The 14,434-nt window shown below is 44.2% G+C and carries 12 protein-coding genes; 10 read left to right on the top strand and 2 right to left on the bottom strand.

The genetic code is table 11. The features are described from left to right. Positions 1-180: 180 nt before the first annotated feature. Complete coding sequence (locus GGE08_RS04295; RefSeq protein ID WP_179383645.1) at positions 181-2,832, bottom strand: DUF5916 domain-containing protein; 2,652 nt, start codon at positions 2,830-2,832, stop codon at positions 181-183. A gap of 247 nt (positions 2,833-3,079) precedes the next feature. Between GGE08_RS04295 and rplM the strand changes: the two genes are divergently transcribed. From rplM to GGE08_RS04245, 10 genes are all read left to right on the top strand, one after another. After that, positions 3,080-3,535, top strand: coding sequence for a 50S ribosomal protein L13 (rplM, locus tag GGE08_RS04290; RefSeq protein WP_179383644.1), 456 nt, complete (start codon positions 3,080-3,082; stop codon positions 3,533-3,535). After that, on the top strand, positions 3,535-3,921 hold the full coding sequence (rpsI, locus tag GGE08_RS04285) for a 30S ribosomal protein S9 (RefSeq protein WP_127142248.1): 387 nt from the start codon (positions 3,535-3,537) through the stop codon (positions 3,919-3,921). Before rplM ends, rpsI begins: the two co-directional genes overlap by 1 nt. 221 nt (positions 3,922-4,142) lie before the next feature. Next, positions 4,143-5,261, top strand: a complete 1,119-nt coding sequence (rpsB, locus tag GGE08_RS04280; protein WP_179383643.1) for a 30S ribosomal protein S2 — start codon at positions 4,143-4,145, stop codon at positions 5,259-5,261. Between the two features lie 81 nt (positions 5,262-5,342). Continuing rightward, complete coding sequence (tsf, locus tag GGE08_RS04275; protein ID WP_179383642.1) at positions 5,343-6,167, top strand: translation elongation factor Ts; 825 nt, start codon at positions 5,343-5,345, stop codon at positions 6,165-6,167. Positions 6,168-6,299: 132 nt separating this feature from the next. After that, positions 6,300-7,007, top strand: coding sequence for a UMP kinase (gene pyrH, locus GGE08_RS04270; protein ID WP_179383641.1), 708 nt, complete (start codon positions 6,300-6,302; stop codon positions 7,005-7,007). Between the two features lie 42 nt (positions 7,008-7,049). Further along, positions 7,050-7,604: a ribosome recycling factor gene (frr, locus tag GGE08_RS04265; RefSeq protein WP_179383640.1), complete on the top strand. Its 555-nt coding sequence runs from the start codon at positions 7,050-7,052 to the stop codon at positions 7,602-7,604. 75 nt (positions 7,605-7,679) lie between these two features. Beyond that, positions 7,680-10,079 (top strand): RND family transporter, encoded by a 2,400-nt coding sequence (locus GGE08_RS04260; RefSeq protein ID WP_179383639.1) that lies wholly within the window; start codon positions 7,680-7,682, stop codon positions 10,077-10,079. A gap of 90 nt (positions 10,080-10,169) precedes the next feature. Continuing rightward, a complete protein-coding gene (asnS, locus tag GGE08_RS04255) occupies positions 10,170-11,603 on the top strand; it encodes an asparagine--tRNA ligase (protein ID WP_179383638.1) in 1,434 nt (477 codons plus the stop codon). 47 nt (positions 11,604-11,650) lie between these two features. Continuing rightward, the gene (gene rpoN, locus GGE08_RS04250) at positions 11,651-13,108 is read left to right on the top strand and encodes an RNA polymerase factor sigma-54 (protein ID WP_179383637.1); all 1,458 of its coding nucleotides are present in this window, start codon (positions 11,651-11,653) and stop codon (positions 13,106-13,108) included. Then, positions 13,108-13,710, top strand: a complete 603-nt coding sequence (locus tag GGE08_RS04245) for a hypothetical protein (RefSeq protein ID WP_179383636.1) — start codon at positions 13,108-13,110, stop codon at positions 13,708-13,710. The genes rpoN and GGE08_RS04245 overlap by 1 nt, the downstream gene beginning before the upstream one ends. Here the strand turns inward: GGE08_RS04245 and GGE08_RS04240 are convergent. Continuing rightward, positions 13,705-14,403 (bottom strand): porin family protein, encoded by a 699-nt coding sequence (locus GGE08_RS04240; protein WP_179383635.1) that lies wholly within the window; start codon positions 14,401-14,403, stop codon positions 13,705-13,707. The genes GGE08_RS04245 and GGE08_RS04240 overlap by 6 nt on opposite strands. Between the last annotated feature and the right edge of the window lie 31 nt (positions 14,404-14,434).

Genomic DNA, 14,434 nt, shown 5'->3' with positions numbered 1-14,434 from the left:
CAGTTCGAGTTTTTTCCAAAGGAAAAAGTATCGAGAACTCTTGTTCTTAGGACTATTTTTATCTCATTTGAATATAAAACACTTCTCGATACAATTTTGGCGTTGCCAAAACCACTCGAAGTGACAATTGGATTCCTACCAGAGTTTATGCTGAGCAAAGCCGAAGTGCAGCAATGACATTTATAGTACAAACCGATAGGTAGCCTTCAATAAGAATATGTTTTGTGGTTTTTGTCCAAAAATGTTATCCCCCAAACTGGAAAGCAATCCATTGGTTGGGTCGCCGCTCCTAGATACATCCTGGGACCATACCAAGAATATTTCCGACCCCGGAATATACTCCCATCGAATGACCAAGTTGGAACGGAATTGGACAAAGGAAAAATCCGGGTCATCAAAACTGAAATCGGTAACACCATCCAAATCTTCATCGATGGCATAGCTACCATCGGCCAAACTGGTTTGTTCTGGAGTATATTGCACAAATCTATCCTCAAAAGTCTTGGCAACCGGGTCCGTGATATGCTTAAAATTGGAATAGCGTCCGCGAGAAATAAAAGGCTGTCCCCAATATTGGATGGTCAAATTGGGATTAATGGTATAGTTTAACCTAACGGACATGCTCAAAGTGCGTTGGTCAATTTCTCCATTCAGGTAGCGCGGCGAGCCATTGACATCATCAAAATTATTGATGAACTGCAACTGATCATTATTGATCTGTAAACTTGGAAATACGGAAACCCGCAACGCATTTATGGGCTGGTACACAAAACCCCCTTCCATATAATAGGTCTTGATGGAGTTGTCCAAAGCTTTCCTTCCGTTGTGAAAAAAGGAAAATCGCATTTTTTTCCGGTTGTCGGTGTTGATGCTGTTCCAAAAACTCATCCAAGGGGATTGCCGAAGCCTTGGACCACCCCGTAGGGCGAAGTTCGAATATTGAATCGGTGCATAGTTGAAACCGATATTGGTATTCCAATTGCCCTTCCAATTTTGCCAACTATTGGTATTGAACTGCATATAATTATGATTCCCTTGAAAATCCCATGCCGACCAATGGTTGTAGTTGATGCCCACCCGCCTAAAGGTGCTATCCGGTTTTAGGGTTTGGTATCCTATCCAGGTGTAGTGCCGCACATCGTCCGATTGACGCTGAAAACCAATATCATTGAGCTCCAGTTCGGGCGAACGCCAAGTGGCCCCCGACTCGAACCGCCAATGGCCATTGCCAATCTTCCCTATCTGCACGTTTCCCCCTGTCCCTGTCAAAGATGTTCTGGTTGAATCGACCGCTACGTGGTCCGCCCCCACCCTTCCGAACAAATGCGTAATGGATTCTTGGGTATTGGTTATGGCCTCCTCACTCCCACGTACATGGCTCAGAGTGATGTTGCCTCCCACGTACCAATCCCGATTGGCCCATTGGTGTTTAAAGTCCAGTCCGCCTGTGTAAGCGGCATCGTGTAAAAAATTGAGCTGTTCTGGTAAATTCTCCCTGTTCGTGGCCGTAAAAATACCGCCTATATAAGAGTTCCGTTCATTGAAATCCTTTTGAAGTCGCCCCACAAAATAATTGGTCAATGGCTCCACCATCTCTTTTCTGGTATCGCCGTTGCCATTGAGAATGGTCGCTGTTCGCTGGGCCGTTACGCTCTCGAGTACACCAATGGCCCAGCCGTCCTTGGTTTTTCCACTAAACTTGGCCGCTCCAATAATCGGGGTGTTGTCCGGTTGATTTACAAATTCGCCGTCCGAGGTATTGGGATAGCCTTGAGGACTTCTACCAATTCTTCTGGAATAAAAGATATTATCTGAACCAAAGGTATTTCCTGCTTGTGATTGGGAAACACTGAAATCAAAAATGTTCTTGTTCTCCACAAAAAATGGCCGCCGTTCTTGAAAGAAAATCTGAAAACCATCCAACGCAATGGCCGACGGGTCGGCATCCACTTGTCCAAAATCTGGGTTTACCGTCAAATCCAAAGTAAGGTCATTGGTAATACCGATTTTAGCGTCCAGTCCTACGGTCAGGTTGTTTTCGCTCCCATCCCTAAACGGATTGTTTTCTTCTGCCTCGTAAGTTTCTGTATTCGTTACCGTGTAGGGCTGTATTTCCAGTTGCTTCTGGGGTTCGATGTTCTTTAGTCCATGGAGTTCGCCAAATTCGCTTACCCAACCGGGCTGATCCACAGGTTTTCGCTGCCACAGCGAACGTTCTTCGTCTCTAAAAAAACGTCGTGTAGACTGAAATCCCCATACCTGTTCCTCGGCGCTGCCAAATTTCAACTGGCTCAACGGTATCCGCAGCTCTGCCGTCCAGCCTTCATCGTCCACATGGGATTTGGCATACCAGATGGGATTCCAACTGGAGTCCCAATTATTCCCGTTGTTGGAAATAAATTCGTCTCCCTTTACGCCAGCAGCTGTAATCGTAAAGGAAAATGCGGTGCGTTTATCGAAGTAACTGTCAATGTTGAATTCTACCCAATCGCCATCAAACCCATCCCTACGGGAAAGTCGTTTTACGATTTTGTCCGGTTCATCATCATAACAGCGCACACCTATATATAGGTTTTTGCTATCGTACAGTATTTTAAATTTGGTCTGATGACTGGGCGGTGTGTTTTCGTCGGGTTGCCATTCAATATAATCTCCGGCCCATTCTACAAGGTTCCAAGCCTCATCCTCTAGAACACCATTTATCGTTGGTGCTGCATGTTCGCCCAAATCATGTGTCGTATATGTTTTTTTGACGACCACCTCGGTGGTATCCTGTGCTTGACTTTTGGAAATAAAAAGAAGGGTCGCGAAAGCGAGGACTGCATACTTCACTTGTTCGTTTTTTGATTAGGTTGATACGTTAAAGACCCACGAAATCAGGTAGAGTTACAGTATCACGGATTTTTAAGGTATTTTTAACATTTTGCGGAATTGACTTGTGGGCAGTATTTTTGCACTCCTATCCAAATTGAAAAAAGTGAAAAAATATTCCCAATCAACCGTTTGTAATTCAATCTAATAATTGTACATTTGCAGCCCGTTATTCGGGAAAGGTTATTAAATCAATAATATTCGAGAAGTGGATACATTAAGTTATAAAACTCTTTCCGCCAATAAATCTACTGTTGACAAACAATGGTTATTGGTTGATGCTGAAGGACAGACCTTGGGAAGATTGGCGTCTAAAGTAGCCAAAATACTTAGAGGGAAATACAAGACCAACTTTACCCCCCATGTGGATTGTGGAGATAATGTTATTGTTATCAACGCGGAGAAAATCGACATGACCGGTAACAAATGGGACGAGAAAGAATACCAAAGGTATACTGGGTACCCAGGTGGACAACGTTCCGCTTCCGCTAAAGACGTATTGGCCAAACACCCAGAGCGTATTATCGAAAGTTCCGTAAAAGGAATGCTTCCCAAAAACAAGTTGGGTGCGGACCTCTTCAGAAACCTTAAGGTGTATGCAGGAGCCGAGCACGGACAAGAAGCACAAAAACCAAAAGCTATAAACTTAAACGACTACAAATAATGGAAGTGGTTCATAAGATAGGTAGAAGAAAAACTGCTGTAGCCAGAGTATATGTTTCCGAAGGTTCTGGAAACATCACCATAAACAAGAGAGATCTTAACGATTACTTTACTACCGGTACATTGCAGTACAAAGTAAAGCAACCTTTTGCCCTAACGGAAACCGAAGGTAACTACGATGTAAAAGTAAACGTTTACGGAGGCGGTATCACAGGTCAGGCAGAAGCCGTACGTTTGGCTTTATCAAGAGCTATGTGCGAAATCGATGCGGAAAACAGAGGCATTCTTAAGCCAGAAGGTCTGTTGACAAGGGACCCAAGAATGGTGGAAAGAAAGAAATTCGGTCAGAAGAAAGCCCGTAAGAAATTCCAATTCTCCAAGCGTTAATATACATTGGGTCTCGTGCCCAACTATATAAGTTCATTGAAAACCCTGAAAGCGTACACATTTCAGGGTTAAATTTTTAACCAAGTTGTCGTTGTTCCAAAAGGGAATATACATTTCGACTTTTTGGAAACTAGTTTAGCATCTAAATGGGCTGGGCGAACAAAATTTTGTGACCACCAGCGCATTGCTACTTACAACGGAACGTAAACTAAGTACAAAAAATGGCAAGTAAAATTGAAGTAAAAGACTTACTGGAAGCAGGTGTGCATTTTGGACACCTAACACGAAAGTGGAACCCCAACATGGCTCCCTACATCTACATGGAGCGTAACGGAATTCACGTTATCAATCTCTACAAAACAGCTGCAAAGCTTGAGGAAGCGAACGAAGCCCTTAAGAAAATTGCCGCTTCAGGAAGAAAAATCCTTTTTGTAGCTACCAAAAAACAAGCTAAGGACATTGTAGCGGACAAAGTATCCAAAGTGAACATGCCGTACATCACCGAAAGATGGCCCGGTGGTATGTTGACCAACTTTGTAACCATTCGTAAAGCTGTCAAAAAAATGGCTGCTATCGACCGCATGAAGAAAGATGGAACGTTCAACACCCTTTCCAAAAAAGAAAGATTGCAAGTTGACCGTTTGCGTGCCAAGTTGGAGAAAAACTTAGGCTCCATTGCAGATATGACCCGTTTGCCAGGTGCCCTATTTATTGTGGACACCATGCGTGAGCACATCGCTGTTAAGGAAGCGCAAAAATTGAACATCCCGATTTTCGCCATGGTGGATACGAACTCCGACCCTCGTGACGTAGATTTCGCCATCCCATCCAACGACGATGCCGGTAAATCCATTGAAATTATCTTAGAGCACGTAACCAAAGCCGTTGCTGAAGGTTTGGAAGAGCGCAAAAACGATAAAGGAAGCGGAAAAGATAAGGAAGATGACACTACCGATGCGGTAGAGGAAACTCCAAAGAAAAAGGAAAAAGCCGCAGAAGAAAAGCCTGCTAAAAAAGCCGAGGCGGCAGCAACTAAAGAAGAGAAGCCTGCTGAGGAAAAGCCTGCCAAAAAAGAGGCTGAAGCCAAGCCAGAAGACCTTACCAAAATCGAAGGTATAGGACCTAAAGCTGCCGAGGCATTGGTTGCCAATGGCCTAAGCACTTATGCTGCACTAGCGGACACTGACGCTGAAAAAATCAAGGAAATCTTGACCGAAGCCAGTTCAACTTTAGCTCATTTGGACCCAACATCTTGGCCAAAACAAGCCAAAATGGCTGCCGAAGGCAACTGGGACGAACTAAAAGAATGGCAAGACAGCGTTAAAGGCGGAGTTGAATAAACCTGTTGATTTAACATTGTCCTAAACAAAAACACTTTCGTAGTGTTTTACTTTACATAAAATTTAAAAAAGAAAGAAAAAATGGCAAAGATTACTGCCGCAGAGGTAAATAAACTAAGACAAGCTACCGGAGCTGGAATGATGGATTGTAAAAAAGCTTTGGTCGAAGCTGATGGAGATTTTGACCAAGCCATCGAAATCCTAAGAAAGAAAGGTCAAAAAGTTGCAGCAAAAAGAGCTGACAGAGATTCATCCGAAGGTGCTGCCATCGCAAAGGTAAACGATGACAATACACAAGGAGTGGTTATCTCCCTAAACTGTGAAACCGACTTTGTTGCCAAAAACGATAGCTTTGTAAAGCTTGCAACCGAATTGGCCGATTTGGCAATAGGTTTTGACAAAAAGGAAGACTTTCTAGCCGCTTCTTTCAATGGAATGACCGTTGCGGAAAAATTGACCGAACAAACCGGTGTGATCGGTGAGAAGATCGAAATCGGAAGCTTTGAAAGATTGAGCGCTCCTTTCGTAGGGTCATACATCCACGCAGGGAACAAAATCGCTACTTTGGTTGGACTGTCCGCCAACGTTGACGGTGCTGCCGAAGCTGCCAAAGATGTGGCCATGCAAGCTGCCGCGATGAATCCTGTTGCATTGAACGAAGAAGGTGTGGACCAGTCCATCATCGACAAGGAAATCGAAATTGCAAAAGATCAATTGCGTCAAGAAGGCAAACCTGAGGAAATGTTGGACAAAATCGCTCAAGGAAAATTGAAGCGTTTCTTTAAAGACAATACTTTGGTGAACCAAGATTTCATAAAAGACAGCAAGCAAAGTGTTGCCCAATATGTAAAATCAGTAGACTCCGCTTTGGAGGTAACTGGTTTCACAAGAGTGGCATTGGGCTAGTTCACCACAAGCACAAATACACGAACCGCTTCCCAAAAAGAAGCGGTTTTTTTATGGCCAAACCAAACCTGCAATTCTTCCTATCCCATAAATAATTTTGATTATTTTTGTCCGGACTTCAAGAAACTCTAAATGCATTACAAAAGAATTTTATTAAAATTGAGCGGGGAAGCCCTCATGGGCGAACAACAATACGGTATAGACGCCAAACGATTGGACGAATATGCCGATGAAATAAAATCGGTAATCGAAAAAGGTGTTGAAGTCGCCATCGTAATCGGGGGAGGCAACATTTTTAGGGGTCTTGCAGGTGCGAGTCAAGGAATGGACAGGGTGCAAGGCGACCACATGGGAATGTTGGCCACCGTGATCAACGGCTTGGCCTTGCAGAGCGCACTCGAGCTGAAAGGTGTTCAGACCAGATTGCAATCCGCCATCAAAATCAACGAAGTGGCAGAGCCTTTTATCAGACGTAGGGCCATCCGCCATTTGGAGAAAGGACGTGTGGTGATTTTTGGAGGTGGAACAGGAAACCCATACTTCACCACCGATTCTGCAGCCGTCCTACGTGCCATTGAAATCAAGGCAGATGTGATATTGAAGGGTACCCGTGTTGATGGAATTTACACCGCCGACCCAGAAAAAGACAAAGACGCCACGAAATTTGATTCCATTTCCTTTAATGAAGTACTTTCCAAAGGACTCAAGGTGATGGATACCACGGCATTTACCCTAAGCCAAGAAAACGAATTGCCCATTGTGGTCTTCGATATGAACACTAAAGGCAACCTGAACAAAATAGTATCTGGAGAAAATATAGGAACCGTGGTCAATGTGTAAACTGACACACAATTTGGTTTCATTTTTATAAATTTGATTGTTATGGACGAAGATGTAAAATTTATTCTAGACAGCACCAAAGAAAGCATGGAGGCCAGTATTGCCCACTTGCAAAAAGCATTGACCAAAATTAGGGCCGGTAAGGCAAGCCCCATGATGCTCTCTACCGTGATGGTGGATTATTATGGTTCGCAAACCCCACTTTCACAAGTATCCAACATCAATACCCCAGATGCACGCACCCTATCTGTGCAGCCATGGGAAAAAAACCTCTTGGGCGATATTGAGACTGCCATTATGAATGCCAATTTGGGCTTCAACCCAATGAACAACGGAGAAATGGTCATCATCAACGTACCACCACTCACCGAGGAACGCAGAAAACAATTGGTAAAACAAGCCAAGGCCGAAGCGGAGGATGCCAAGGTAAGTATCCGAAGTGCCAGACAGGAAGCCAATAAGGAACTTAAGGCATTGGATATCTCCGAGGACCTATTGAGCAACGCCGAAGTTGACGTTCAGGAATTGACCAACACCTATAGTGATAAGGTTGATAACATCCTATCGTCAAAAGAAGCGGAAATCATGAAGGTATAAAACTTGGGTTTTGGTAGGGCCCATTCCTAGGAACACAACATATCATTTTCTACCTTTGCGCCCAACAAAACCCACATGGTAGCAAAGCTCACTAAAGGATTTTGGCCTAAGGTCGCAAGCATAATTCTCCGCAATAGGATTCTTATTCTACTTGGCGTCGTTGGAATGACCGTATTCTTGGCCTTGCAATGGAAAAACATGCAGTTTTCCAATACCGAGGCCAATATACTTCCCGACGACCATCCCGCTACCATTCAATACAAGTCCTTTACCCAAATATTTGGCGAAGAGGGCAACGCCATTGTTTTGGCCATTCGGGATTCGGCTTTGTTCACACCGAAAAATTTTAATCGGTGGAACACGCTCAGCAAACAGTTAGACGCTTTCCCCGAAGTCGATTACGTGATTTCTTTGGAAAACCTAAAGGAGCTGGTGAAAGACTCCGAGACTCAAACCTTTGTGATGACCCCTCTGATCGAGTCGCCCCCGAAGACCAAACAAGAAATCGACTCGCTTACCAATCACCTTTTCAACGAACTTCCTTTTTACGATAATCTGGTGTACAACCCCAAGAGTGGCACCATCCAAACGGTGGTGTATTTGGATAAGGACATCATGAATACCGCAGTGAGGAACGAGTTTATCCTAAACGATCTGGGTGACTTGGTAGAGAATTTTGAACAAGAGACCCAGTTGGATGTCCGCATTTCCGGTATGCCCTATATTCGAACATGGAACACCAAATCAATCGTGGACGAAATCGGTATTTTTATCGTTGGTGCTCTGTTGGTGACCTCTATCATCTTTTTCTTTTTCTTCCGAAGTTTCAGGGCCACATTTATATCCATGTGCGTAGTTATCATCGGGGTAATGTGGGCTTTTGGTATTTTAGGACTACTCAAATATGAGATTACCATCCTTACCGCCCTTATTCCCCCACTGATTATCGTTATTGGAATACCCAATTGTATTTTCCTCATCAACAAATACCAACAAGAGGTCAAAAAACATGGAAACCAAGCGCTTTCCCTGCAACGGGTAATTTCCAAAATCGGGAACGCCACCTTGATGACCAACATTACCACGGCGTCGGGTTTCGCCACCTTCATCATATTGGACAGCGACCTGCTCAAGGAATTTGGTATCGTGGCCTCCATCAACATTATTGGGATATTTATCCTTTCGTTGTTGATCATCCCCATCATTTACAGCTTTATGCCACTTCCAAAGACGAAGCACCTAAAGCACCTGAACAAAAAGTGGATGGACTTTTTTGTGAACTGGATGGAGAACATGGTCCGCAACCATCGTATTGCTGTTTACATCACCACCGTAGCGGTTTTGGTATTGAGCATTGTAGGCATCTATCAAATGCGCATTACAGGGAGTAGAATCGAGGACTTGCCCAAAAACAGTCATTTTTATAAGGACATCCAATTCTTTGAAGCGGAGTTTGATGGCATTATGCCCATGGAAATTGTGGTGGACACCAAACGAAAAAACGGAGTGGTAAAACCGGCTACCCTCAAACGCATGGACCGATTGGGTACCGTAATCGACGAGATACCAGAGCTATCAAGACCTATTTCCATTGTTGATTTGGTAAAATATTCCAAGCAGGCATTTTATAACGGCATCCCAAAGTACTATCAACTGCCCACCAGCCAGGAAAACACCTTTATCATGAACGCTGTGCAAAAGTCATCCACAGGAGGCACGGACCTTTTGCAAAGTTTTGTGGACAGCACCGGACAAACCGCCCGTTTGACCACTTACATGCGCGATGTGAAGATTGACCGCATGGAAGAAATCGAAAAAGATGTACAGGAAGCTATCACCAAGCAATTTCCAGCGGATCGCTTTGACGTTTTCATGACAGGAAAGGCACTCCTGTTCCTAAAAGGAACAAAATACTTGGTAAAGAACCTGCTGCTTTCCTTGGCGCTGGCCATCGGTTTAATTTCCTTGTTCATGGCCTATCTGTTCCGGTCTTATAAAATGGTCATCATTTCGTTGGTACCCAACCTTCTGCCCTTGGTCATCACTGCGGGAGTCATGGGTTATTTGGGAGTTCCCATCAAACCATCCACCATTTTGGTATTTAGTATCGCCTTTGGTATTTCGGTGGACGACACCATCCACTTTTTGGCGAAATATCGCCAAGAATTGGCGGCCAACCGTTGGCACATCAAACGTTCGGTGTATGCGGCCCTTCGCGAAACAGGAGTGAGTATGTTCTATACCTCAATCGTGCTTTTCTTCGGGTTCTCGGTATTCATTGTTTCCAGCTTTGGTGGAACCAAGGCCTTGGGAGGATTGGTGTCTGCAACCCTACTCTTCGCCATGTTGTCTAATTTAATCTTGTTGCCATCCTTATTGCTTTCTTTGGAAAGGAGCATTGCCAACAAACAAGTGCTCAAAAAACCACAAATCGATATTTTGCCCAAAGACGAGGACGGCCCCAAGGACAAATAGTAGCGGAAACTCCCATAAATTAGGCTGTTCCATTGCCATCATTTTTCATCAAAAACCTATCTTTACCGATTCAATAAAGATAGTTTTAGAATGATTTCTTATTCCATAAAAGAATTGCTGGAGAAGCAACCCGTAGGAGATTCCGTTGAAGTAAATGGATGGGTCAAAACATTTAGAAGCAACAGGTTCATTGCCTTGAATGATGGTTCCACCATTCACAATATGCAATGTGTGGTGGATTTTGAAAATTTGGACGAGGCTCTTTTAAAGCAAATATCGACTGGAGCAGCACTAAAGGTCACTGGAACCTTGGAAGAAAGCCAAGGACGTGGACAGAGCGTGGAAATCCAAGTTACCGATATATTTGTGCACGGCACCGCCGACCCGGAGACGTACCCTATTCAACCCAAGAAGCATTCCTTGGAGTTTTTAAGGGAAAAAGCACATCTCAGGGTGCGCACCAATACTTTTGCCGCAGTCATGCGCATACGTTCGGTACTGTCTTTTGCCGTTCACAGTTACTTTCAGCAAAATGGTTTTTACTACATGCACGCTCCTATCATCACAGGCTCAGATGCCGAGGGTGCTGGGGAAATGTTCAGGGTAACCACCTTGGATGAGAAGAATCCGCCTTTGAACGATGCCGGGGAGGTAGATTACACCGAGGACTTTTTTGGAAAGGAAACCAATTTGACCGTGTCCGGTCAGTTGGAAGCAGAGACATATGCCATGGGATTGGGCAAAGTATACACCTTTGGCCCCACGTTTAGGGCAGAGAACTCCAACACATCCCGTCACTTGGCAGAATTTTGGATGATAGAGCCCGAAATGGCCTTTTATGATCTGGATGCCAACATGGATTTGGCCGAAGATTTCATCAAATACATTCTTCAATACGTGCTGGACCATTGCCAGGATGACCTTGAGTTTCTTGAAAAACGATTGTTGGATGAGGAAAAGAGCAAACCCCAAAACGAACGCTCCGAAATGGCACTCATCGAAAAATTGAGGTTTGTGGTAGAAAACAATTTCAAAAGGGTATCCTACACGGAGGCTATTGAAATATTGAAGAACAGTAAACCCAACAAAAAGAAAAAATTCCAATTCCCTATTGAAGAATGGGGTGCTGACCTACAAAGTGAGCATGAGCGATTTTTGGTGGAAAAGCATTTTAAATGTCCCGTAATTCTATTCGATTATCCGGCCAACATCAAAGCGTTTTACATGCGCCTAAACGACGATGGCAAAACGGTTCGAGCCATGGACGTACTTTTCCCGGGCATCGGCGAAATTGTGGGTGGTTCGCAAAGGGAAGAGCGATTGGATGTGCTGGAACAGAAAATCAAGGAACTGGACATTGACGCCAAGGAACTTTGGTGGTATTTGGACCTACGAAAATTCGGCACCGCAGTGCATAGTGGATTTGGCCTTGGGTTTGAGCGTATGGTGCAGTTCGCTACGGGAATGGGCAACATTCGAGATGTAATCCCCTACCCTAGGACACCGCAGAATGCGGAGTTTTAATTTGATTTTAGTATTTTAAAAGGTAAGATTCCAATTCATCAATTCATATGCTGAAGCAACATCTACAGTTTAAACTTTCCCAAAAACTGTCTCCGCAGCAGATTCAGCTCATGAAACTGATTCAATTGCCCACACAGGCCTTTGAACAGCGATTGAAGCAAGAGCTGGAGGAAAATCCTGCATTGGAGAGCGGCAAAGAGGAAACGGATACCTTGGATGATATATACGAGGATACCTATGATGAATCGGAGGACCATGAAAACATCGACACCGAGGAAATCAACATAGACGATTACCTCAGTGATGATGAAATCCCCGATTACCGCACCCAAGCCAACAATTACAGTGCGGACGACGAGGACAAACGGGTCCCCTACGCAGCGGGAACATCCTTTACCCAATATTTGCTCAACCAGCTCAATACCGTCTATCTAGATGATGAAGAATGGGCCATAGCTGAGTTTTTGGTGGGCAGCGTGGACGAAAGTGGCTATATCCGCAGACCCCTCGCGGACATTATGGACGATTTGGCCTTCACCCAGAACATATATGTGGAAGAGGATAAGATCAAAAAGGTGCTTGGTATTGTACAAGATCTCGACCCCCCTGGTGTGGCTGCCCGTTCATTGGACGAATGTTTGATCATCCAGCTCAAACGCAAAGAGCCAAAACCTTCAATAGAATTGGCCATTAATATCCTAGAACGGTCTTTTGAACATTTTACCAAGAAACATTATACCAAGCTCATCCAGAAACATCACGTTTCCGAAGAAGAGCTTAAGGAGGCCATTTCGGAAATTGAAAAATTGAATCCCAAACCAGGAGGCTCCTACTCTGGCAACACCCGGATGATAGAGCACATCGTGCCCGATTTTTCCATTAAAATAGTGGATGGAGAGCTAGAGCTTACCCTAAATGGCAGAAATGCACCAGAGCTTCATGTATCCAAAGAATACAGCAACATGCTCGAAGGGTATAAAAACGCCAAGGAAAAGTCCAAATCCCAAAAGGATACGGTCATGTTCATCAAACAGAAGTTGGATGCGGCCAAATGGTTCATTGATGCCATTCGCCAGCGACAGCAGACCTTGTACATTACCATGAATACCATCATGGAATATCAAAAGGAATATTTTATGACCGGGGACGAGCGGAAATTGCGCCCCATGATCTTGAAAGATATCGCCGATAGGATTGACATGGATGTTTCCACGGTGTCGCGAGTGGCCAATAGCAAATATGTGGACACTCCCTACGGCACCAAATTGATCAAGGATTTCTTCTCCGAGGCAATGAAAAATGAGCAGGGCGAAGATGTATCGACCAAAGAGATCAAAAAAATCTTGGAGACCGTTATCCGTGATGAGGAAAAGAAAAAGCCCCTCACCGATGCAAAGCTCGCCAAAATCCTAAAGGAAAGGGGATATCCGATTGCCCGGCGAACGGTCGCCAAATATCGGGAACAGTTGGGCATTCCGGTGGCCCGACTACGAAAAGAGATTTAATGCGTCACCTATTCCACATTATATCGTACCTGTTCCATCCGTTGTTTATACCGATTGGAGGTACGATTGCTTATTTTTTGGTGGCCCCATACAGCACCTTGGAAACCCAAAGTGGCAACATTCTCCCCATCTTTATTTTGACCGTCATCATCCCCATCATCTTTTTCCTGATCCTAAAGAACTTGGGGATTATCCATTCCATATTCCTTCCCACTGTTCAAGAGCGCAAATACCCGCTTTATATTAGTTGTATCATTTTTTTAATGATATTGTACAAAGTGATACCCAATAATTACGTACATGAGCTCTTTTACTATTTTACGGGACTGTTGACGGCCACGTCTGCGACACTTATATTATTGTTCTTTAAGTTTAAGACCAGCATGCACCTTTTGGGTATGGGAAGCATCTTGACCTTCTTAGTGGCCCTAAGCATCCATTTCGAGATTAACATTACCATCGCCATTAGTTTGTTTACGCTTTGTACGGGTCTGGTGGCCACTTCCCGCCTATATCTAAAGGCGCATACCGCCAACGAATTGTTGATAGGGTTTCTTCTGGGAAGCTGTTCCCAGTTGATTATTCTGAAATACTGGTTATAGGATATAAAAAATGAGCCCGATCCGCAGCACATTCAATTCAAGAGCTGTGCCGTTCAAGGTTGGTCCATCCGCAAGCACGGAGTTTAAACTGTAATAGGCATGGACGTTCCATGTGTTGTATCCAAAATTCAACATGAGGCCATATTGAAAAGTTTCAATATCAGGATTGGAAAACGATTCATTGCTGCTATCCATCACCAATTTAGATCGACCCGAGAACACATAGCCCAATTTTACGCCAGCATATACACGCCAAAACTTATAATCGGCCGCTGTGGAAGTACGCCAACGTAGTTCCAAGGGAAACTCAATGGCATGAGTTTCCAACTTGCTACGGTTGAAGTCAGCATCTACGGCTACGTTGTACGCAATACCATTCTCTTCTTCGGAGGCCACCACATTCGAATAATAGGAATTGGCCGCGTAACCGACACCGAGGCCCAAACCAAAGTTTCTTCGCTTATTCAAAGGAATATCCTTGATAAAACCCACTTGAAGGTTATAGCTAAAATTGCGCTGATCCATCTCGTCGGGCGTATCCAATAACACGTTGTAGGCTACCCCTGTATAAAACTGGTCCTCCAGATACTTTTGGTCCAACGCTTGGATGCTATCCGTTGCTTCCTGTCCCCATGCAGATACAGAGAAAAGGATAAAGCCGCAAAGAGCGAATTGAAATAGAAAACGAATCATAGGTGAATTTAAAACAAAAAACGCCCCAAAT

This window comes from Allomuricauda sp. ARW1Y1 (assembly GCF_013407935.1).
Taxonomy (GTDB): domain Bacteria; phylum Bacteroidota; class Bacteroidia; order Flavobacteriales; family Flavobacteriaceae; genus Flagellimonas.
This window is presented reverse-complemented; position numbering and strand designations above follow the sequence as displayed.